The 23,498-nt window shown below is 37.6% G+C and carries 19 protein-coding genes; 6 read left to right on the top strand and 13 right to left on the bottom strand.

The window, feature by feature from the left end; translation table 11 throughout:
* Positions 1-22: 22 nt before the first annotated feature.
* The 9 genes from JUB15_RS23170 to JUB15_RS23130 form a co-directional block, all read right to left on the bottom strand.
* Positions 23-646: a hypothetical protein gene (locus JUB15_RS23170; protein WP_207515030.1), complete on the bottom strand. Its 624-nt coding sequence runs from the start codon at positions 644-646 to the stop codon at positions 23-25.
* A gap of 26 nt (positions 647-672) precedes the next feature.
* The gene (locus tag JUB15_RS23165) at positions 673-1,392 is read right to left on the bottom strand and encodes a hypothetical protein (protein ID WP_207515029.1); all 720 of its coding nucleotides are present in this window, start codon (positions 1,390-1,392) and stop codon (positions 673-675) included.
* A 142-nt stretch (positions 1,393-1,534) separates the two neighbouring features.
* The gene (locus tag JUB15_RS23160) at positions 1,535-2,101 is read right to left on the bottom strand and encodes a hypothetical protein (protein WP_207515028.1); all 567 of its coding nucleotides are present in this window, start codon (positions 2,099-2,101) and stop codon (positions 1,535-1,537) included.
* Between the two features lie 22 nt (positions 2,102-2,123).
* Positions 2,124-4,007 (bottom strand): hypothetical protein, encoded by a 1,884-nt coding sequence (locus JUB15_RS23155; RefSeq protein ID WP_207515027.1) that lies wholly within the window; start codon positions 4,005-4,007, stop codon positions 2,124-2,126.
* Positions 4,004-4,492 (bottom strand): hypothetical protein, encoded by a 489-nt coding sequence (locus JUB15_RS23150; RefSeq protein ID WP_207515026.1) that lies wholly within the window; start codon positions 4,490-4,492, stop codon positions 4,004-4,006. The genes JUB15_RS23155 and JUB15_RS23150 overlap by 4 nt, the downstream gene beginning before the upstream one ends.
* A gap of 2 nt (positions 4,493-4,494) precedes the next feature.
* Positions 4,495-4,674: a hypothetical protein gene (locus tag JUB15_RS23145; protein WP_207515025.1), complete on the bottom strand. Its 180-nt coding sequence runs from the start codon at positions 4,672-4,674 to the stop codon at positions 4,495-4,497.
* A gap of 20 nt (positions 4,675-4,694) precedes the next feature.
* Positions 4,695-4,952, bottom strand: coding sequence for a hypothetical protein (locus JUB15_RS23140; RefSeq protein ID WP_207515024.1), 258 nt, complete (start codon positions 4,950-4,952; stop codon positions 4,695-4,697).
* Positions 4,953-4,959: 7 nt separating this feature from the next.
* A complete protein-coding gene (locus tag JUB15_RS23135) occupies positions 4,960-5,517 on the bottom strand; it encodes a hypothetical protein (protein ID WP_207515023.1) in 558 nt (185 codons plus the stop codon).
* 231 nt (positions 5,518-5,748) lie between these two features.
* Positions 5,749-5,970 (bottom strand): hypothetical protein, encoded by a 222-nt coding sequence (locus JUB15_RS23130; protein ID WP_207515022.1) that lies wholly within the window; start codon positions 5,968-5,970, stop codon positions 5,749-5,751.
* 1,152 nt (positions 5,971-7,122) lie between these two features.
* Between JUB15_RS23130 and JUB15_RS23125 the strand changes: the two genes are divergently transcribed.
* The 6 genes from JUB15_RS23125 to JUB15_RS23100 all read left to right on the top strand — a co-directional run bounded on the left by JUB15_RS23125 (position 7,123) and on the right by JUB15_RS23100 (position 19,628).
* Positions 7,123-7,719, top strand: coding sequence for an RNA polymerase sigma factor (locus tag JUB15_RS23125; protein WP_207515021.1), 597 nt, complete (start codon positions 7,123-7,125; stop codon positions 7,717-7,719).
* A 227-nt stretch (positions 7,720-7,946) separates the two neighbouring features.
* The gene (locus JUB15_RS23120) at positions 7,947-9,134 is read left to right on the top strand and encodes a FecR family protein (RefSeq protein WP_207515020.1); all 1,188 of its coding nucleotides are present in this window, start codon (positions 7,947-7,949) and stop codon (positions 9,132-9,134) included.
* A 559-nt stretch (positions 9,135-9,693) separates the two neighbouring features.
* Positions 9,694-13,125, top strand: a complete 3,432-nt coding sequence (locus JUB15_RS23115) for a SusC/RagA family TonB-linked outer membrane protein (RefSeq protein WP_207515019.1) — start codon at positions 9,694-9,696, stop codon at positions 13,123-13,125.
* A 17-nt stretch (positions 13,126-13,142) separates the two neighbouring features.
* The gene (locus JUB15_RS23110; RefSeq protein ID WP_207515018.1) at positions 13,143-14,624 is read left to right on the top strand and encodes a RagB/SusD family nutrient uptake outer membrane protein; all 1,482 of its coding nucleotides are present in this window, start codon (positions 13,143-13,145) and stop codon (positions 14,622-14,624) included.
* 284 nt (positions 14,625-14,908) lie between these two features.
* Positions 14,909-16,519, top strand: coding sequence for a thioredoxin family protein (locus tag JUB15_RS23105; protein WP_207515017.1), 1,611 nt, complete (start codon positions 14,909-14,911; stop codon positions 16,517-16,519).
* Positions 16,520-16,799: 280 nt separating this feature from the next.
* A complete protein-coding gene (locus tag JUB15_RS23100) occupies positions 16,800-19,628 on the top strand; it encodes an alpha/beta hydrolase family protein (RefSeq protein ID WP_207515016.1) in 2,829 nt (942 codons plus the stop codon).
* Positions 19,629-20,370: 742 nt separating this feature from the next.
* On the opposite strand, the gene JUB15_RS23095 is transcribed toward JUB15_RS23100, so the two are convergent.
* The 4 genes from JUB15_RS23095 to JUB15_RS23080 all read right to left on the bottom strand — a co-directional run bounded on the left by JUB15_RS23095 (position 20,371) and on the right by JUB15_RS23080 (position 23,488).
* A complete protein-coding gene (locus JUB15_RS23095) occupies positions 20,371-20,664 on the bottom strand; it encodes a hypothetical protein (RefSeq protein ID WP_207515015.1) in 294 nt (97 codons plus the stop codon).
* Positions 20,665-20,914: 250 nt separating this feature from the next.
* Positions 20,915-21,406, bottom strand: a complete 492-nt coding sequence (locus JUB15_RS23090; RefSeq protein WP_207515014.1) for a TlpA family protein disulfide reductase — start codon at positions 21,404-21,406, stop codon at positions 20,915-20,917.
* A 1-nt stretch (position 21,407) separates the two neighbouring features.
* Entirely contained in the window at positions 21,408-22,955 is a 1,548-nt protein-coding gene (locus JUB15_RS23085) for a hypothetical protein (protein WP_207515013.1), read from the bottom strand.
* Between the two features lie 86 nt (positions 22,956-23,041).
* The gene (locus JUB15_RS23080) at positions 23,042-23,488 is read right to left on the bottom strand and encodes a MauE/DoxX family redox-associated membrane protein (protein ID WP_207515012.1); all 447 of its coding nucleotides are present in this window, start codon (positions 23,486-23,488) and stop codon (positions 23,042-23,044) included.
* Positions 23,489-23,498 lie beyond the last annotated feature (10 nt).

The raw sequence follows: 23,498 nt of genomic DNA, 5'->3' as shown, positions 1-23,498 counted from the left end.
GTAGCATAACTAAAGAATAGATTTAAGGCGTGGTAATGGTTCCCCGCAACCCTACAAAGACAAGTTGATTTGGTAACAACCCCTGAGTGGTAGCCAGTTCAAACGTAAACTCGATCTGCCATTCATCCTGAATCAGCCGGGGATTTTCCAATTTGTAATATCCAGGTGGAAAGCCAGTAAAGCCCTGACCAAAAAAAAGTTTACAGGATGTTTCCGGCACTATGATTTTCTGATTGGCTTTTAACGTAAACTCACCATTATGTAAGGGCAAACATGATTGGACAAGTCCAATAGTGCTTGTGCTCAAGATCTCATCTTTCGTAGGCGGTTTACCGGTATTCGGGGATACGCCTGTAAATACTTGAATCCCGGAAACCAAAAGGCATTGATTTTTGGGTAGTTTACCCCCGGCAATGCTGCAAATACCCACTTGCCGGTCGTCCTGTGGTTCAAACATCTTAACCACCTTTGAACCTACGTGTTTAATCGAATAAATAATCGTATCGGCGTAGCGGAGTTTTCCCTTCTTTAGTTCCTCTTTTACATGGTGAGGAAGCTGGTTTTCAAATTTTTCCATCTCGGCACGACTACCAATGGATCCATTTTGGTTATGAATTCGCTCGAATTGCTCTACACCGCTCAACATAAAATAAAAAAGTTTTTTTTGGATTATTAAGGTGTGGTTACTGTACCGTGCAGGCCAGCGAACAGAAATAAATTGGGTGGCAAACTATCCATTGTGCCCAGTTCCACGGTAAATTCAATTAACAGATCATCAGCAATAATGCGCGGGTTGGCAAGCTTATAGTAACCTTGTGGCACAGTGGTAAATCCTGTGGTATTAAACACATTGTTGGAGGTATCGGGCACAATCTGCTTTTTATTGGCTTTTAGAGAAAATTCCCCGGATAAAATGGCCGGATAATTTGCAATTATATTCAGCGAAGAAGCCATCATTTTGTCTTTAGTGCCATCAGCGGCTACACCGGCCATCATATAAATGCCTGATACCAGGAGACATTGATTTTTTTGCAATTTGGCATTGCTGATATTTGAAATCGCCACCTGCTTGTCATCTTGGGTTTCAAACATCTTGATGGTTTTACTATTAATGAACTTTCTGGAATACAAGGTAAAATCAGCCAACCGCAGTTCTCCTTTGGCAATCCCTTCTTTGATGTGGTCAGGTAATTCATTAAAATGCTTTTCCATTTCAGCACGCGAACCTTTGGAGGGAGCGCCAGGTGCGGCTAACTTGTTTACAAATTTTTGTCTTTTAATTGGGTTCATACGGCGTAAAGCACCCAACAACTCAGGGTCATCGAGACCATCCAAACCAATCAAGGCTCCGGCATTGTTGTATTCTTCAAGTCCGTCTAATATTCCTAACATATACAGTACGATTTTTAGTGATCAATAGGTTTTGAGATTAAGTGTAACTATCTCCGATACTTTTTAAGACAAGACAGTCTCTTAAGACCGTTTTATTGCTTTAGGGCCTTTCAGTTTAGTACCATCCTAAGAGTGATTAATGTTAATAGAGTGGGTCATCCATACCATCAATTCCATCTACAAGGGTGTAGTCATTTGTACCTTGGAATTGCATACCGGATTCGATTATTTGATTTTCGATACTATCGAGTGCGGCCAGTTCCCCCACCGCCTGATCAGGATAATTAAAGTATTGTACATTGCCTAATCCTCTCAATCCTTTCTTTTTGAGCAGCTTGTCCAAAAGAAATTTTTCAGTAATGGAACTTTTCAGAGCCTGCAGACGCTCTTTCACTCCATCCAGTCCCTCCAATCCATTAACGGGTGCTGTTTTAGTAAAGGAGTTGGAGGCCATCGTTCCCAGCCCAATCACCTGCAACATTTTGCTGTTTTTAAAATGGCCAGCACCTGTTATCACGATACCCAACGGAATGGCAAACTTCCCTGCAATTGCTGCCACGATGCCACCGCCAAGTACCCCAAGAACAACATCTTTGACCGTTACAAGGGCTGTGGCCTTGAAGTCATTTTGTGGGTTTACTTCCCCTTTTATGGTTTTCAGTAACTTTGACTTAGTCGCATTTTTTACATATCGGTTTTTTCTTGCCATTAGTAGATTTTTAGTTGAATAATTAGAGTAGTTCAATAGCTACTTTCTTTGCTTGTTTGCGCTTTACTTTTTTATGTTTCTTTTTTCGAGTGGGTAATCCCGAAAGGGAAGCATCAGGTGAGGATTTATTTTTTGCCTGCCCGTTATTCAGAACGCTTGCACAAACAGCAATCAGCAAAATACTGCCTCCGATAACGGCTGTTGGTTTCAACCAGGTTTTGTTTTTTTCCCAAAAGCTGGCTTTATCGGCGGGGGTATTATTAGCCGGTTTTGCCGGTGACGTGTTTTGTTGAGTTGTAATGACCGAAGCATTTTCCTCTGCTGTTTCGCTGTAAGATTCTTCTTCCGGCTCTATTGGTTCTTGCCTTGCCGTTTCCGGGGCAATGCTTGATGCAGCACTTTCGTAATTGGCCGTCACCGGTGTGGCTTCATAACTCACAGGACTGGGCACAGCTACCGGCTCTGGTAAAATGGTTGGGGTGGCGCTTGCAGGTACAGGAGTTGTATCCGGCACCGGCTGGTTATTTTCGGCGGCCTCATTGGTCGCTTTGTCAAAATCTTCGGAGCCAGGTTGTTTGCCTTTAAAAATATTTCCCAGTTCTTGAAGTGAAGCAATGATGCCCGTAAGCACCCCCATTGCAGCACCTACAGTTGCCAGGGTCACAGGTTCGCCCAGTTCTCCCAAGCCCTCTAAACCTGCTACATTTTCCTCATAGTAAACCTCTGTGCCTAAGAGCTGCTCGAGTGGAGTATAAATGTTTAGGTTGTCGGTATCATACATGGAAAGCGCGCCAAGCCCCTCTAATCCGGCTAATACCTGCTTATCCTTATTACCTTTTCCGCTGAGAATGGCTTTTTTCAAGTTGCTTACTTTTCCGCCGCCTGTTTCAAAAATACTTTCCAGCTTTTGCCGTATTTTTAAAAGCCGGTCATATTTTGTTCCTTCAATACCTTTGGCTTCTGCCTGCTCCTTGGTCAGATAACTGTATCTTAACCGCTTCGCCACATTTTTTACGTTCAATTTCATGGCAGCAAGTATGCCGTTACGCAAGGCAATGGTCACCGGATTGATCTTGTTTATCTTGCTAACAACTTTTTTTAGGTTGACTTTTTTAACTGCACTTCCGATTTTTTTAAAAAGACCTTTTTTCTTCTTTTTAGGGGCTGGTGCGCTTGAACCAGAAGATGCTGGACTGGTTGGCTTCTTTTTAAGAATCTTGCTGAGAAGCCCTTTCTTTTGGGCCGGTGCAGATGCAGATATATTGCCGGTCTTATTTTTCTTCTTAAATAATCGTCCCAACTCTCCCATACCATCTGCCTCATAATTCGGTAAGCCATCAAGAAATTGTAACTCCATATTGTAATCTTTTTTCTGTGAGTATGGAACTTCGTAATCAAAGTGATCAGTAACGCAGTCAATAGTTATATACTGACCTTTATGTGGCACGACGGGGTAGATATGCTGAAAGTGATTCTGGTTATATTTTGTTATTCGAAGGATGTGTGGAATTTCGAGATTTGTTAGGATACTGGAAATTAACACAGAATAACAATCGCAATCCACCCCTTGAGTTCTATCGTGCCAGGTTCTTCTAGGACTTCTTATCTGTTCATACCCATGTTGGTCTTTTCGGTATTGTACATGATCATATACAAACTGCCAGATATTTTTACAGGTTTCATATACAGAGTCTTTTTTTAGATCTTGAGCAATTCCTTTAGTCTGATTTAAAGTTTGTCTTACTACTTGAGGTATGAACTGTACAGTATCCTGCAAACCCGCATTTTTCTTAATAGTATAAACCTTCCCCGGTGCTTTTTCAAAAAGATGATCATATACCTTTCCACTTTTTAATGTACGCAGCTTCGATGCTTCACCATATTTTATTCTACCGATTGAAATCATTGGGTACTGATTTTTAGTGGGATTTCCTGAACCTTTTCCAAAGGAAGGTCAGTTATGCCAGTAATTATGGTCGTTATGGCTTTTACAAGTAGTTTTACAGGTTCTTTTTTCTTTATTGCGTTTAGCATCGATACTGCTGTCGTTAACAGGCTGGTAAGCGGCAGGTCAAGCAGAATTTTATCAACTACAACCTGCCCGTATGCAGGTATAGATATGTCTTTGTTCACCACCTGAGAGCTGCCTACCAAACTGTCTTTGTAATAAACCTTTACAAAGGGAAATTTGATTTTTAAACTTCCCGCCGTTGGATTTTTCATCAGCAAATCAATTCGTAGGGTCAGTCCTTTTAAATCAATCTTGTGAACGCTTGCGGTGGGCAACACTTCAAGCTCCTCCTGCATACGGGCAAATTTTGCAAGCAATACATATACCCCTGCCATGCCCGTTATCACAATAGCCGTTGTAACAATATCTGCGTTTCGCATCCTTATTTGTTTTGCATTTTCTTCCGGTCGGCGAGGTAATCGGCTGTTAACTTATATCCCAACCATATGGCACCGCCAACCAGCGCTTTCAAACCATAATCTGCCAATCCGGCAAGGTCAAAGTTGGCAAGTAGCACTATACCGGTAAGCAGAACATTAGAACCTGTTTCATTTGTTTTCATGGAGTCTTATTTAATATTTTTTACGCAGCTTTTGAGAATGGAACTTGCATGATATACACTTTTTTAGGTAACCCGAATTTTTCAATCATAAATTCAACCTGACGAATGGAATAATACTTGCCGTCTTTTTCACCTAATTGTTCAGGATATCGGGCCATCCATTTCTTGAAAGTGTTTTCGTTTACATCAAATATGGCAATCAAATCTTTAAGCCGGTAAGGTTTGATATTCAGGTTGCCCTGCTGGTCAAAGTATTGTTTTGATTTGTGCGCTCCCATTGGTTTATTATTGGATATTAAAAGTTTTGTTTGCGGCAAATACGCTATAGATGTTCAGCAGTACCGGTTCGTCCTTTTCAATAAAGTAACTACGCCAATAAATAAAGTTCTCCTTAGTTGGTTCCTCGGCAAATTCCAGAACTGCTTCGGCCAACGCTTTGATTTCAATTTGGAAATTGGGGAGAGAATGCCGTATAACTTTTATTCTCTCCAAAAGCTCTTTTGTACTGGCGTAGCCTTCTATATTCTCTTTATCCAACCACAATGATGGAAGTGTTAAAAAATCCGTATTAAGGGATTTAATATTTTGTCGGGCAAGAATAATCCGCTGGCAAAAATTAGTAAATGCCTTTAAGGGTTTTTTACCACCTGTGATCCACTCCTTGATATAATATTTAGCTTCTGATTTTTCAAGGGAGGAAAACTCATGATTATTCCAAAGGGTGGAATAAGTAAATAGCCAGGCGGTATCAACTAAATTGGTGATTTCATCCTTATTACCGAAGATTACAGAAAAGTCAGGCAGAGGATTTGATAAATGGCTCGTAGCAGAAGATTGTGTCATTGTTGTCTTGGGTTTTCTTAGGGATTAATTTCAATTGCAAGACAAACATACAATGACTGATATACCTCTGGGAGACTAAAGGAGAAGTCGGGAAAAGCTTGGAAAAATAAAGGCACAGAAGGAAAAACATTCTACTATAATATATCTAATTCTGTTTTTTAGTTCCTTGTGGAACAGACATAAAAAAACCGCCTTCTTTAGAAAAGCGGTTTACTATCTCAATAAAGATACTCAATCTTCAAATTCAACTTTGGCTGGTGCTCCCAATTTTTCGAATATTTTTGAAACCTGAAGTGGCGTAAAATACCGACCGTCTCTTTCACCAATATGGGGTTCCAGCCTTTTCAGCCATTTATTCATAATCTTCCATGACGTTCCATAAATTTCAGCTAAGTCGGATGGGGTGTAAGGTTTTACATCGACAACATTGATAACCTTCTTAATCTCACTCATAACGGTTTTGGATTTTTGGATATAACAATTAATTGTTTACATGATTAGTTGTTTTTGGTTATAGTTATTATTATTAATGGAGTCTACGCCTTTCAAGGATGTAAGGTTATCTAAGATGAAATTTATTGCCTTACCATTAAATTTTAAAAAAATAACGTGATCAGATTTTAGTTGTACATAGTTATTACAGCGAGAGTATAAATAGATGTACTTACACCAGTAGCCTATTTTTCAGATTATAAAGCCCAAAAAGAGATATACTTTTTAGGAAAGTCGCAATCTAAGTGTATTAAAGACCATATGAAGCAGCCCCACATGTTGCTACCAGCCTCCGATTGTATATGCACTATATAAATAAAAGACGCGAACATTTTTGTTTCCCGTTCTATCTCGTAAGATCGTGGTCACCCTCTATTGTTGCGGCTGGCTGGTTATCCTTCATTGAGGGATAAACACAACAACCCCAAACACCGCCTGGGTTAGCAGCAACTACCCCGCCCTTCTGAGATCATTACAACTTTTGTAGGCAAAAAATAAATCCCGGCCTCGCCGACCTTGCCAGGATTTAAATGCCAACTGTTCCTACCTGGCTTAGTTAACCCTGCCCTTCAGCTGCATGTGATAACACCATGCAGCGGCGGGAAATAAAGGAATTACTTGTTTTTGGTCAACTTTTAAAGACTTCGAAATTTCCAAATAAATTATACGGTATTTTGCCCCGTATTTAAACGGTTTTTTCTTTATTCCACTTTGATTTATAATGGAAAACACTTAATTTAAAGTAACCGCTCTGACCGATGTATTCATCCTTGAAAAAGGTTCAATTCAGAAATGCCAAGTACTGTCTTCGTATTTAGAGGAACAAGTTTTGCAATTATTGATTAAGTAACTGACACCTTATTATATATCCTTTCCTATTTGGGTGCTACAGCTAATAAGTGGCGTAGCTAATACGGTCGATTCCCCGGATAATAAAAACCATTTACTCTATACAAACCTGCTCCTGTCGAAAATTCATAAAATCGAAATCCTTGATTGGTTAAAACGCAATGAAGTGAGATAGGCGCTGAGTGTTCATAATGGTTTTCCCTATCCTGAAAGTCGAAAAGCCGAACCAGAATTATAAGCTATAACCCTAACTGCACACTATCAATGAACGAGCAACTCGATACAGGAAGTTTAGAAGCATTCGTAAACGGAAAGCCAAGGGGATTCAATGCGGTTTTTAATTTATATTATACACAGATTCGCTATTTCTGCGAAAAATTAACCGGCAGTCGTGAAGAGGGTGAAGATATTGCTGCACAGACCTTCACCAAGCTTTTTAAAATGCATGACCGGTTCAATTCCCTGACCAACATAAAAGCATTTTTATTCATTACAGCCCGGAACCATTGTCTTGACTATCTGCGCTCACTTCAAAGAAAACGCAGTCACGAAAAACAGCTTTCTAAGCTGGTGGATGAAAAGATGGTTGATAATAAAATCATAGAGTCAGTAATTATAAAGGAGGTGTACGAAGCCATAGAACAGCTTCCACCGGAATGCAGAAGGGTTTTTAAACTTTTATATGTTTACGGTATGAAACCGGCGGAAATAGCCCAAGAGCTTTCCATTACTCAATCCACCGTTCGGAATCATAAGAAACGTGCTATTGAACTATTACGCATCTCCCTGGTTAACAATGAATATGCTATTACATGGCTGATCTTTCTGAGTGTTTTGGAATTAGAGCATTTATTGCAATAAAAATTTCTACCCAAAAAGAATCTAAAGTTTTCCTGTTTCCTTTTAGACGCTTTTTCAAGCGCCATCGTTTCTATTTTGTTAAGCGTAGTTTATTTTTTTGTTAAGTATAGTTCAATTAAGTACCCCAGGTAATGGGAAGAAAAAAATATATACGATAACATTTTTATCAAATGATCACAAAACTCGAAAATATCGGCAAACTGGTAGGCAAATATCTTCAAAAAGAATTGACGGAAGAAGAACAAAAACAATTGAATGAATGGATTAACGAAAGTGACGACAATAAAAAGCTGTTTGAAAAATGGACTGATGCGGAAGATCTGATGCGGAATATCCGCGATTGGGAGCGACTGGAAAACGATAAGCAGGATGTATGGCAAAAGATGGATATTGGTGCAGAGAAAGAAATACGCCATTCAAGGTTGCTGAGTTTTCTTTGGTGGAAATATGCTGTAGCTGCATCGCTGCTTGTTGTGGCATTGGCTGGCGCCTGGCTGTGGTTAGGACCGGGCAAACAACAACCGACAGAAGTAGTTGTCACGCCAAAGGAAGTTAACGATGTAAAGCCCAATACTAAAAATGCAGTGCTTACACTTGATGATGGTACTACCATCGTTCTTGACAGTGTACAAAATGGTACACTGGCTACACAAGGACGAATGAAGGTAGAAAAAACAGCCAATGGTCAGATCGCTTATAAAACCTCCCCTAACGGTGTAGGATTGGAGGGGGGTGTTTTTTACAACACTATCACCGTTCCCAAAGGCAGCGACGTAATATTTCTAACATTATCCGATGGCAGCAAAGTTTGGATGAATGCGGCTTCGTCTATTCGGTATCCCACAGCTTTTATAGCTAATGAGCGGAAAGTGGAAATAACTGGCGAAGCGTATTTTGAAATTGCGAGCTCTCCAACCAACAATGGAAGCGGTCACAAAAAAAGCTTTATTGTCAGTAAAGATGGAATGGATGTAAAGGTTTTGGGAACAAAATTCAATGTAAACGCATACGAGAATGAAGAAAATATTAAAGTCACACTATTAGAAGGACGCGTCAGTGTTCAGTCAACTGCAAATGGTAAAGTGACAAGTGTAACCATAAAACCCGGACAACAGGCTGTTTTAGGTGAGAAAAATATAAGAGTGATCAAAGATATAAATGGAAACCAGGTAATTGCCTGGAAAGAAGGCAAGTTCGTTTTTAAAAAAACCAATATCCAGTTGATCATGCGCCAGATGGAACGCTGGTATGATCTCGATCCAACCAAATACAAAAATGAAACCCTTAAGCAATTTGGATTTAACGGTGAAATATCAAGGTACAATAACGCATCAAAAGTTATTGAGCTACTGGAAAAAACTGGTACCGCAAGTTTTAAACTAGAAGGCAAACAAATAATAGTTAGTCAACAATAAAGATATTTTAATGGCCAGAAATTGATAATCAAATATGAAAGAATGTCAGCTAATTGAGAGATTCTCGAGTTGATGATCGCTCACGAATTCGGTGAAATAAATGAAGCTGAAAGATCGGAACTTCTGGTATTACTCGAGGACGATAAAGTTAAGGCCGGAAAATACCATGAGCTCCTGAATGACAGGAATGATTGACCATATTGTTGAGTTTACTGGTAATGGTAATGATGAAGTGACCTTGGAACGAGCGAAAGCCGACTTTCATCAAAAAAAGGTAAATAAAAATTAATTGCTCTGCATATCTAAACCTACCTATCATAATTCAAACCAGTGCCAAGCCGGGAAAGGCTGCAACATGCTAGTCAAATTCCATTGACATTAGGCCAGGTCCATTTCCTTATAGAAAAGGGATTGACATATCTATATTTTAGTGCCACGACAATGATTGGGGCAATCTAAAAGTTAAAGCCAACAATGGTGACGCATTGCTGGCTTTCGGAATGTCAACCTGTGAAACTGCTAGGTCATCACATTTATTGTTAACATTCAACCCAAAGTTATGCAAATTTTATTTTGCGTACGTAAGCCTTTATTGCCTTTTATGAGCATTCAGGCTACTAAACCAAAACAATGCTTAAGTGCCTTGGCCGGCACCAACAAAATGCTGCAATCAGCAGCCCGAATTATGAAGATAACTGCTGTATTATTACTTGGGGCATGTCTCCACTTACATGCCGCAGGGTTCGGACAAAGAGTCACACTTTCCGAAAAAGACATTGCAATAGAACGAATTTTTGAAAAAATTCAGGAGCAAACCGATTATAAGTTTCTTTACTCCGATCACTTACTTGAACATAGTCCTAGAATCAATATAAGAGTAAAAAATGCGACTATCCAGGAAGTACTTGAATATTGCCTTAGGGGCAGGATGCTGGAATTTGAGATCGACGAAAAGACCATAATTATTCGTCCGCAGAAATATCTGCGCAAAAATAATATAGAACAACCGCTTAATGAAATTCCTCCGATTGACATCCGCGGTAAAGTAGTAGATGAAAACGGAAAACCGCTAGCAGGTGTAACGGTTACAGTCAAGGGAACAAAAAAACAGACGATTACTAACGACGATGGTTTTTTCAAATTTGAAAACGTTGATGATGACGCAGTCTTATTGTTTAGCAGTGTAAATATGAACGCTTATGAAATTAATATAGGGGGGCAAACAGAGATAATAGCACGAATGAAAACAAAAAACGCTGAATTAGATGAGGTACAAGTGGTAGCATACGGCCAAACTACAAAACGATTTCAAACGGGCAATGTTAGCACTGTGAGGGCTGTAGACATAGAAAGGCAACCAATAAATAACGTTCTTTTAGCTCTTGAAGGACAAGTTCCAGGATTATTTATTACTCAAAATAATGGCGTACCAGGCGGCGGAATCACGGTACGAATACAAGGTGAAAACAGTCTACTTGTTGGAAATGACCCTCTTTATGTAGTTGATGGAGTTCCCATTGAACCTCAGCTCCCAAGTGAAATAGGTCTTAATATTTTGGCAACGTCTGGAAAAGCAAATATCGCCGGCAACCCACTTTCATATATTAATCCATCCGACATTGAAAGTATAAGTGTTTTAAAGGACGCTGACGCTACAGCGATTTACGGATCACGAGCTGCAAATGGAGCTATTTTAATTACAACAAAGAAAGGAAAAGTGGGTAATGCTCGCGTTGAATTAAATTTTCAGCAAGGTTGGGGACAAATAGCTAAGCCGGCCAAAATGCTTAATACAGAACAATACCTTGAAATGAGGAACGAAGCATTTAAAAATGATGGCTTAACGCCATCTGGCAATCCGTCGGCTAGTGGAGCTTTTAAGTATGCACCTGATTTAATGGTTTGGGATACTACTAGGTATACGGATTGGCAGAAGACGCTTATAGGTAATACCGCCCATTATACAAATGTTAATGCAAGTGTTTCCGGAGGCACTACCCTAATGCAATATCTGATTGGTACGACGTTTCGTAGGGAAACAACGCTATTTCCCGGTGACTTTGCAAATGAAGTTGGAGCACTTCATTTAAGTATCAATAGCAATTCAGCAAATCAGCGTTTTCAAGTTCGCTTTACTAGCAATTACATGCTAAATAATAATAGACTGCCGTCAACAGACTTGACAAGAAAAGCTATTTTCTTGGAGCCTAATGCACCTGCGCTATATAATTCAGATGGAACTTTAAATTGGGCACCCAATTCGGCAGGAAGTTCAACTTGGAATAATCCAATTGCTCCATTAAGCCTTACTTATAAAAATAAAACACATAACGTTATAAACAATTTGGTTGTTAGTTATAGGCTCTTTACTGGGTTAGAATTAAGGAGCAGTTTCGGAAATACTTTTACACAAAGCGAATTGTTTCAAGCTCAAAACTTAACAGCAGCAGTAAGACCTGAGAGTCGTGCAACCACAAACAGAGGTGCTGTATACGGAGTTTCAAAGTCTAATTCAATAATAGTAGAACCTCAAATTAATTATGAATCTAAAATTGCAGAGGGGAAACTTAGTGTGTTGATTGGGGCAACTATTCAGCAAAACAATTTAAATTATCAACTTGTAGAGGGAACAGGATACAGTAGTGATCAGATCATCGGTAATATGGCAGCGGCAACTTCTTTGACAGGCTATACTACAATTTCAAAGTATAAATACAATGCTCTTTTTGGTCGCGTTAATTATATTTGGCAGGACAAGTATATACTGAATCTAACTGCGCGGCGTGATGGTAGTAGCCGATTTGGTCCAAAGAATCGCTTTCACAATTTCGGCAGTATAGGTGCCGCTTGGATTTTTACTCAGGAAGCATTTATGCGGAACAAAGTTAAGTTTCTGAACTATGGTAAATTGAAAGGAAGTTTTGGAACAACTGGCAACGATCAGATCGGAGATTATAATTATATGAGCGTTTATTATCCAAATGGAGTAGAAGTTCCGTATCAAAATATTACAGGCCTTACAACTAGTTTGTCCAATCCTTACCTTGAATGGGAAGAAACCAAAAAACTACAGACTGGAATTGAACTCGGTCTTTTTAAAGAGCGACTCCTCCTGAACGTTACATTTTCTCGAAATCGCTCTTCCAATCAGCTGTTAGGCTATCAACTTCCGGACATAACTGGAACTAACAGCATAATAGACAATTTCCCGGCGACAATTGAAAATACAAGTTGGGAGTTTCAATTAAATTCAACAAATATAAAAAAAGGAAAGTTTACTTGGAGTACAAGTATCAATTTCACAATACCGCGAAACAAACTTCTAGAATTTCCAGAACTTGAAACATCCGGTTATGTTAACAATTACGTAATAGGGAAACCTATTTCATTAATTAAAGCATTCGACTATCTATACGTTGATCCAAGCACCGGAAAATATCAATTCAAAGATCTGCATGGGAATCAAACCACTTCTCCGAACTTCCGCACTGATCGCACAATATTTTTTACGCCTTATCCTGAATATTACGGAGGCTTCCAAAACAGCTTTGTTTACAAGGAGTTTACCTTGGATTTTCTTTTTCAATTTGTTAAACAAATTGGCGGTAATTATTCTTTTTCGGGCTTAGTTTTTCCAGGCCAGTTCGTTAGTGGAGGTAGCAACCAGCCAATTTCAGTATTAAACAGGTGGCAGAAGCCGGGTGACGAGAAACCTGTTGCAAAATTTTCCAGTACTACGGGATATTTTGCTGCTACATCGAGTGAATATTTTTATTCAGATGCATCGTATGTAAGATTAAAAAACATTTCGATTTCCTATTTGGTACCCAGCCGATATATCGAAAAAATAGGACTTAAGAGGGCACGCCTTTATTCACAGGCTCAAAACCTTTTCACTTTTACAAATTATATGGGAGATCCTGAAACGAAAAGTATATCTGCATTGCCACCACTTCGATTAATTACAGCGGGATTACAAATCGAATTTTAATCTTTAAAGTAAAAGCTATGAATTCTTATAATAAGTTACTTATTCCAATCTTCAACAGAATAATAATTGTAGTTGTATGTTTTCTTGTAGTTGGTTTCATCAGGTGCAAGAAATTAGTAGAGGTTAGTCCACCCGACACGTTTCTCGCCGATGGCAATGTGTACAATAGTGACGGCACAGCGATAGCTGTATTGACTAACTTATATGCAACCATGAGTTCAGAAAGTATTTTTACTGGTTCAAACAGTATGTCATTATATACTGGGTTGTCATCCGACGAGTTCACACTATTTAGCGGTATCTCCAGCCCAGATGCAAAATTTTATTATTATATAAATTCTCTATACGCTGATGTTCCCTCCACGACACCAGGCACAGAATATTGGGCACCATTATATAATATGATTTTTTTGTGTAATAGTGCCATTGAGGGTTTAAGTAGCACCAATAAGTTGACACCAGACGTAAAAAGTCAATTGCTCGGAGAAGCAAAATTTTTGAGAGCTTTTTATTTTTTCTATTTAACAAATCTATACGGTGATGTTCCGCTAGCTCTAACCACTGATTACAAGTTGAATTCCCAACTTCCTCGATCTGCTAAATCTGAAGTTTATAAGCAACTAATTGCTGATCTGTTGGATGCCCAAACGGTACTAAAAGAAGTTTACCTTGATGGAACTCTATTGAAAAATAGCAGTGAACGGCTGCGACCTAACAAATGGGCTGCTACCGCTTTATTGGCACGTGTGTATCTATATTTTGGAGATTGGACAAATGCCGAGATCCAATCGAGCGCTGTTATCGGTAACAATTCATTGTATTCTTTAAGTTCATTGGATAATGCGTTCTTAAAGGCCAGTAAAGGAAACAAGGAAGCGATATGGCAATTACAACCGGTTTATGATGGTTATAATACTCAGGATGCAAGAGTTTTTATAATCCCATCCTCTGGGCCGAACGATTATCAAAATCCTGTTTTTCTTAGCAATCAATTGCTGGGCGCTTTTGAGCCAGCAGACCAAAGGAGATATGGAAAATGGGTAGATAGTATCAAAATTGGATCAGACATTTACTATTTTCCGAAAAAATATAAGATTGACCAGAATAGCACCTCAATCAATGAGCATCTAACCATACTGCGCTTAAGCGAGCAGTACTTAATAAGAGCTGAGGCAAGGGCACAACTTAATAAAATAGATGACGCTAAAACTGATTTAAATATTGTAAGAAATCGGTCTGGATTGGACAATACAAACGCAAATAGTCAAGCTTCCCTGCTAACAGCGATAATACATGAAAAACAAGTCGAATTATTTTCAGAGTTCGGACATCGGTGGTTTGATTTAAAAAGAACTAATAACGTTGATAATGTAATGACCGTCGTATGTCCACTGAAATCAAATACCAATGTTTGGCGGTCATTTCAGCAACTATATCCGATCCCTTTAACTGAATTGCAGAAAGCCGGCCAGTTAGCTCAAAATCCAGGATACGAATAATTCGAGAATAATGGTGAAGCAACGGTGATCCTTAGTGAACACTTAATTGTTAGTTTAAATTAGGAACTATCATTTGCACCTACAATTTCCATTATGCTGTTCATTTTGTAGAGCCGCTGCTTTCAACATAACATTTCCATTTCTAAACCGATACAAAATTAATCATATCACGATTGTGAGCCTGCTCAAAGTCTTGAGGGGATCAAATATCACTTCAATAAAGCAAATTCATTTTGATAGTAATTAGAGCGTTTAAAAAAGGATTCAGTAAAATTAAAAGTAAAATGAAGAAAGTATTCATCTTGTTAACGTTAATTCCTATGTCACTCATTGCACAACAGGGAGTGGGTGTCAAATATGAAAAAGGTAAAAGCTGGGATCAAATAGTAGAAAAGGCAAAACAAAATAACAAATTTATTTTCCTCGATTGCTTTGCAACTTGGTGTGGCCCGTGCAAAGCAATGGACAAATACGTTTTTACAAATGAGAATATTGTGTCGAAGTTGAATGACAAATTTATTTGTGTAAAGGTTCAGATGGATAAAACTGACACAGATAATCTCGATGTTAGAAATTGGTATCATACTGCTAGTTTAATCGAATCTGCTTATAATGTAACTTCATTCCCTACCTTCCTATTTTTCAATTCAAATGGAGAACCTATTCATAAAGCGGTCGGGTATCGAGACACTACAAAGTTTAGGGAAGAAGTAATCAACGCATTAACCCCAAATAAACAATATTATGCAATCTTAAATAATTTTAGACCAGGAATGTTTGATACAAGTGAATTAAAGGGACTGGCTAGGGCTTTTCAAAATACTGATATGGAATTGTCACAAAAAATTGCCCTTGACTATTTAAACAGAATATCACTATCGCAATTGGGCTCAGCCGATAATATCGAATTTATGTCAGACTATAATGAACTTAAACCCGTTCAAGATTTGGTTGCGAATTTCTTAAATACTTTAAGTCGCAATGAAATTACGGAGAATAGAATAGTCAATTTGATTAACGCATTTAAAGAAAACAAATCAGTACAAGCATTTGCGCTTCAATACTTATCTAGTCTTAATGATGATAGTTGGGATAACGCCAACAATCTTGTGTTAATGACATTGTTTAAGGAAAATCAAGCCTTGAAAGAAAGAGCTGATAAATACATCTATCATTTGTCGTCAAGGATTCAGTATTCTAAAAACGATATACGGTTCATTACGGCATTTACCCAATCGAGTAAGGATATAGGCTTCAGAATATTATTTGAAAAAGCGTCAATAATCGATGCCGCAATGCAAGAAAAGGATTATGCCGATAACATCGTAGATGACATCATCATAGGTGAGAATCTGGATTCAAGCTGGAGTTTATGCAAGGATAAAAATGATGATCCGAATTGGGATAGTCTATATCAAATCATAAATAAAAAGTACAACCGCTATCATGCAAAACGGGTAATACTTTTTTCAAAAGCGAGATTCTACAACTATAGGACACAAAAATATAATAGGAATTGGCCGCAGTATATCGAATATAACCTTCAGGTTTTCGAAAAAATAAAGACCGATACTTCTAACTACTTCAGAGACTATGATGTTAATGCATTTTTGTATAATGACGTTTTTTTTCATTGTAACGATATTAAGCAATTGAAAAGAGGAATTAGATTAATGAGTGACATTGTAAAGCGACGTTCTGATAATGTTGGCTATTTAGATACCTACGCGAATCTCTTATATAAGACGGGTAAGAAAAAAGAAGCACTCGCTTGGGAGCAAAAAGCCTTAGAGATTTCGATTTCCGAAAGGTTGGAGTATAAAGTAAAAGTATATGAAGTTGTTATCGCAAAAATGAAAGCGGGAATTCCCACCTGGACAAATATGAAAAATTAGCAATTGGTCTTGTCTTGTGGGAGAATCTTTTTTGGTTTTGTCGACATTTTATAGGTTAAATTGAGTGATATATTTTAAAAGAAAAGGGCAACCATTTTCTCAACTGTCTTCGGTTTTTTTGTAACTTAATATGACTTTAATTTCCCATCCCTTTGAAAAATGATAATGCGTTGACTGACTACTTCATTGAAAGCAAGCATCATCATATTATTACTGTTGCGTCAATTAGAATAATAATATTGTTAATTTAATAAAGTCCTTAAACAAGTGTTGAAAAGCAATGAAAAAGATATCTTTTTTGTTTTTTATAATTTGGTTTTGTCAATCATCTTATCCTCAATCCACAAACTTACAAGAGATTCCAAATTCTTTTACTTCAAGAAATAAGCCGGTGATTGACTTGGAAGCGATAAAGGCATGGCCAACGTTAGAAACAGATTGTTTAATTAGCTCAGATGGAGAATTTTTCAAATACAGAATCGAAAACCAGCCAATAAATAGTAGGACAACTATTGTAGCCAGTACTGAGACTGGATGGTCGAAACAACTTATAGGAGTCCGTGACGTTGGAAATTTTACAAAAAACTCTAAATATTTTGTCTTCCAAAATAAAGACAGCCTATGTTATTTGAAACTTGGAAGTGATGAGATGCGCTGCGTTTTGGGCGTGGTAAATTATAAGCTTGTTTCCGGGCCTGATACCGAATTGACTTTATATATGGCTCGAAACGGTGATCTTGTAATGTATGATTTAGAAAAAAATGAGGAGAAGCGATTTTCATCCACATCGAATTACTTATTTAATGATCGCGCTAAAGTATTAATACTAAAGACGAAAGGTAATGAAATTCGGTGGTTTGATTTAAAGAGCGGTGTAATAAGAACAATCTGGAAACCTCAGTCAGTTCCAGCCAGGGATGCTAGTGTATTGGATTGGAATATTGATGTAACTGGGAGTCAATTATTGTTGCTGATAAAATCCTTACCAAATACATTTATCGATTCGGATTCACTGGAGTTTCATCGAAATAGTAAAAGTGGAAACAGTATTTGGTATTTCAGTAGCGGAATGGACAGTGCAGTTATTAAGATTAATAATAAATCGAGAGGAATTGATTCAAATCTGAAAATATTTGATCAATGTCCGTCATTTACAGATGATGGAAGATATATTCTTTTCAAAGTATGCCCTATCATCTCCTCAAAAATTAATGACGAGTCAAGGAAAGGTGTACAAGTTGATGTGTGGAGTTATAAAGATAGCGTGTTACAAATCGAGCAAATGAAGAGGATTGATCCTAATTCGTTTGCAAATGCCGTTCTTAATTTAACATCCAAGCTGGTCGCGTATAATTTACAGAATAGTGTAATTACCGTAGTCGAAAAAGAAGGCGAAAAATGTTATGGAACATTTGGTGATTATGGTATTGTAATGGATAAGATGCCTATTATTGAATATTGGTGGCCATCCTTATCTGATAAATCGCAATGGTTGGTATCTCTAAAAGACGGCAGTCGAAAGAAGTTAATTACTAATGCAAGCTATTTTTTCTCTCCTGATTACCAGTATCAGGTTTTTTTTGATCCTGGCCGTATGCACTTTTATAGTCAAAATTTGAAGACGTCTAAAACATATAATATTTCAGGAGATGTACCTGGTGATTGGTTTTGTTCAGAAGAACCACACCCATTTTCGGAGCGCTATCCAAAAACTCCGTTAGGGATAGCCGGCTGGTTGCCGGAGGAGACAGCGGTATTAGTTTTTGACAATTATGATATTTGGCAGTTAGATCTCGATGGAAAGATTCCTCCATTAAATATTACAGGAGGACGCAAAAAACATATCAAATTTAGGTGGCTTGGCAACCCGACTGATGAGCGAGGTATCGTGCCTAAAAATAAATCGTTGCGATTAGTTGCTTTTAACATGGATAGCAAACACAATGGATTTTACAATTTAATAATAAGTAAAATTCCTAAGCTGGAATTGTTGTCCATGGGTCCGTGGTCCGTTTGTCATGGTGACCTCGAAATGATACCAAGCGATGGTTTCTTTGCCAATTTCTTGCCCTTAAAGGCCATTTCTAAAGATGTCTGGATTGTAAAGCGTGAATCTTCAAGTGAAGCGCCTAATTTTTTCCTTACTCATGACTTCAAGACCTTCAAGAAGTTAACGAATTTACAACCCCAGATGTCGTACAATTGGCTAACTACTGAGTTAGTAACTTATAGACAACTCGATGGGACTCTCTGTCAGGGCGTATTGTATAAACCAGAGAATTTTGATCCAAAGAAAAAATATCCTCTTATATTTTCAATATACGAAAAGTTTTCTCAAAACCTATATCAGTTTCCGAGGCCTAAAATATCCCAGGATAGAATAAATATTCCGTGGTATGTAAGTAGAGGTTACTTGATTTTTACACCAGACATTTTTTACTCAGTTGCGAGTGAAAGTAATAAAGTAGTTGGCGATTGTGCTGTTAATTCAGTTGCAGGAGCAGCAAAATACCTGTCAGAGTTACCTTTTATTGACAAAAATAAAATTGGATTGCAAGGCCATAGTTTTGGGGGAGGGGAAACATTATATGCAATTACTTCTACCAATGTGTTTGCTGCTGCCTGTGCAGCGGCTCCAACCGTTAGCAATGAGATATCTACATATTTGGGCATTCTTAGAACGAAGGGCAAAGCAGAGGAAAGCAAAATGCTGCATTCTGAAATCGGTCACAACAAGATAGGGGCTACCTTATGGGAGCGACCAGATTTATACATCCGATCGTCCCCTGTGTTTAGAGCTGACAAGGTAAGCACTCCGCTACTTTTAATACACAATCAAAACGATGGAGCTTGTGATTGGAATCAAGGTGTAGAAATGTATATGGCCTTACGAAGGTTGCAAAAAAAAGTGTGGTTGCTTCAGTATGATTCAGGGGATCATAGTTTAACTGGCAAAGATGCACTTGATTATACCATTCGGGTACAGCAATTTTTTGATTATTATTTGAAAAAAAGCCCCCCAGCCAATTGGATGACAAAAGGTGTACCGCTAAGTCTGAAAGGAATCGACGATGGTATGAAGCCTGATGAAAGCGGCAATATTCCTTAATTCAAAGTCTGAAGTCCAAATTGCTAGTATTTAGAGGAGTGAGGGGCTTTTTCATACTTGGCGACGAATTTAATTTTAATAACGGCTACAAACGGCGAAGTGGCCATTGCAGTTTAATTTTGATAGATAAAGGAAATAGAGGCCGTTTTTGTATCAGCGATAAAAGCTGGTTGTGCCGAAATCATGGAAAGCTTTCTAAAAACTTCGTCCATAACTCTTCGGCCTTTGCTATTAGATGCATTTTTGATAAGCATAACTGTTACTCAAGGGTAATAGTCGATGCAATAGACGGGCACGTAACTTCGTTAACGCATTTATGATATGAGTCTACAACCGTGTAATGTATTTTTCGATTGCCTCCAACTAAAGTTCGACCGGTAACAAGATAAATGAAGACGCATGTAGTTTTAGTGTCGACACCTGATATGGGCGGTGCTGTTTCATTATAACATATGTAGTTAAATTGGTCTTTTCGTATTTTGAATGCTAATATTCCTCCTGATATAGTCAAAATCACTAAAGACGATAACATAAATTTTGCAAGCTTCATAAAATTATTTTTAAGTTGTTCTTGTATGGTTAAAAGGAATTTGTCTAGGTGGCCTTGTCACCATCGTTTTCTTTTAGGATGTATCCGAATAGATCTTGAAAGTTAATTAATAGACTAATAGAAAAAAGAGGTTGGCGAATATTCGCCAACCACGATTCTTAATGAAATTGAAGACATTAAATAACCTGTCAGTTATTCTGCAACAATTGTAGAAACTACTGTAGGACAAGTAACCTGATTGTTCAGGCATTTATCATATGTGTCTACAAGCGTATAGTGGATATTTCTCTGTGTTCCACTTCCTATTCTATTGGTTACAGTATAAGAGAATTCGCATGTGGTTTTAGTATCAGTACCAGATGCGGGTGGTGCTGTCAGATTATAGCATACATATTTAAATTGGTCTTTCTTAACTTTAAAAGCTAATGCGCCACCAACTACTGCTAAAATTGCAATAGACAACAACATGATTTTTGCTTTTTTCATAAAAAACTGCTTTTGGTTTTGACTTAATAAATTGCCTACTCTTTTCTAAAGGTTTTCGGCTGATCCTTTTTCCACTTTTTATGCGAAAGTGGACATGCTGGATAACCATTTCCTCTGAAATCAGACATTTGATTTTTCCAGGTATTAAAGTAAATCCCAGTAATTCGAGATCGTGGCCACTCACTCGATACTGTTTACTTTGGTTTGTGCATTATAGTATTACCATGCACGTATGTTGCGCAACAAAGATTTACTCAGCAAGTTCTTTTATTTCTGATATATTAACTTTGCCCATCAATACGCTATTTAATTTTTTTTCGCGATTATAAATTGCCAAATAGGGCACCCCAATAGCATTAAAGTGTTTACTGAAGTACACTTTATAATCTTGACCAACAATGATATTAGGATATTTAGCAAGATCGTAATGTTTATAATAGTCTTTAATATTTTTTAGAGGAAAATTTGAAAACATACAAATAGTTATATCTGATAATGATTTCATATTGTCAATGAAGTCTTCGGTTTGAGCACGGCAGTAAGGACAATGAGGACTGAAGTAAAACAATACAACAGGTTTATTAACCGGAAAACTACTCGTATTTATATAAGTTACACTATCAATATACAATAGACTAAAACTTGGAAGCAAGGTTCCTTCCAAACCTGTTTTAATAACGGTTCGGCGCCCATTACATCCAATTATAGCATATACAAGAAGAATCCAAAATATTCGTTTCATTTTAAATCATGTTTTGTGTTTTTGAGTACAGCAGACTGTCTTCTTTATCATATGATGAATTCGATGGATCAAGCATAACCTTTTTAATTAAGAGAGATAGTTGTAAAGGCACAAGGCAGAACGTTATTACCATAGAAAACAGTTGGTAACGTATTTCTATAGGGGCGGCGAATACGCTAAAGGATAAATTCGCAATCCAGACTATGAAACTCCAGTTTAAAATTCGTTTGAACATCTTATTCTCATCTCGATGGATACGGAGAAAATAAATTAAGAGATAAGATAATATATAGATGAGATTTACAATGGCTATAGTTATGGGAAAAACTTCAGCTATTTTTATTTGTTTGGTTGATGATAGAACGGATACTTTATTATCATTCCAATTAAACCACTTAGTAATGGTAGAATCGACTGTGTCTTGTTCAAGATTATAGAGTCCCATAAATTTTGTTGGTGGAACATAAAATTTTAGAAAGTTTGGCCAGAGATAATACTTCATGAATTGCCATGGTCGTTTGGAGATAATATACTTTCCGTATTCACTGTAAAGGACGGATACAGACGACCATTGCTGTAAATAGTTCTTTGAATCGGGATGTTTAAGGTGTTGGACCATGAAAACCCTTAATGGTGAATTTATACCCCACTGGTAATAAAGTGCAACTTCATTATCGGGTCTGATTTGCAGATGCCGCAGTGAATCCATGTGCCTGTTAACAATCCAGTGCAATGGCTTAAACTTTTTTGGCACCTCATCGAGTTTAATAGGGTCAGAATACGCATAACCGTACAAAGCGTTAGCTGCCAGTTGCCATCCACTAAAAGCAGAATACTGCCTCGTTCCAGTTTGTAATTTGTATTCGCGGTAAGTACAACTTATAAAAAGCGACGGTAACATTAATATGACGCTCACAGCTTGAACTTTTTTGAGAAAAGGAAACTCTGAAAAAGCTATTATTAAAACGCTTATTGCTGGATAATAAAGTGCATTAAATCTTATTGTGAAAGCTAATACTACAGTTAAAGCATGAACAAATATTAGTCTTGTTGATGGACGATACAAGATCCACATTATTTGGGTAAACCAAAAAACACTTACGGCGGTAAATAAACAGTCACTCGACACAAAATTCGATATATGTAATAACAAGGGATTAGCGATTATTATTAATACAACAATCCTAAAGGTCCAGGTGCTCATGTCGATAAAATAGCGTAGTGTAAATAAAAAATATAAAAGCGATACCTGTAAAATCAGATATTGTATTAAGACTAAAATAAAATCCGAACGAGTGAAACAACTTGTAAGACGCAGGAATTTGGAGTAACCTATAGCCCAAAGATTGATGAACTGATTATTTTGGGCTGCCTCAACATAGGAAATCGAATCAGGCGGCATAAAATTTGGGTATGGGTAAATTATTTTTAGCCAGGTAAAGCACGCAATAAGAGCCGCAAAAGAAAACCACAATAGTCTTTTATTTTCTCTATCATGATAAATCCATGTAGAAAATGTTAATTGACAAATATTTTCTTTCTTTAACATGCTTGAGATTTGAAGTTTTACTTTGTCTGTTTAGCCTTACGTAGTCAATCAGGAGTTATTATCGTTTTTTTTACACGATTTTATTTTTATCCGTATGAGGGTTCCCAGTTTTTTTCAAATTCTTTTTTTTGTTTGATTTGCAATACGATTGCAGCCACACTTAACCCAATAAACAGACAGTTAAGAATCACATGCTGCTTCCACGATAGTAAACCAATTATGCCACCGCAGCTACATGGCAAGTGTTCACTAATCATCATAAGGACTGTTATATACAGTGTGAAGCCAACCATCAACAATATGCTTAAGAAATGTCCCTTTAATCTCCACCTTGGTATCATAAGTCCAATGACAGCAATTAGTTCTGCGACCGGAACTAAAACGGCAACAGGTTTAGCCGAAAAACTCAAAATAGGTGAGAGCTCTAATTGTTCTTTGAAGATTGGATAGTCAATAATCTTGCTGATAGCGGTGTATAAAAACAGTATAATATATAAAACTGTCACGGTTTCAATAATGGTGCTTCGTCTCATATTGATGAAT

The sequence above is a fragment of the Longitalea luteola genome (genome assembly GCF_017356035.1).
In the GTDB taxonomy this organism is placed as follows: domain Bacteria; phylum Bacteroidota; class Bacteroidia; order Chitinophagales; family Chitinophagaceae; genus Niastella; species Niastella luteola.
This window is presented reverse-complemented; position numbering and strand designations above follow the sequence as displayed.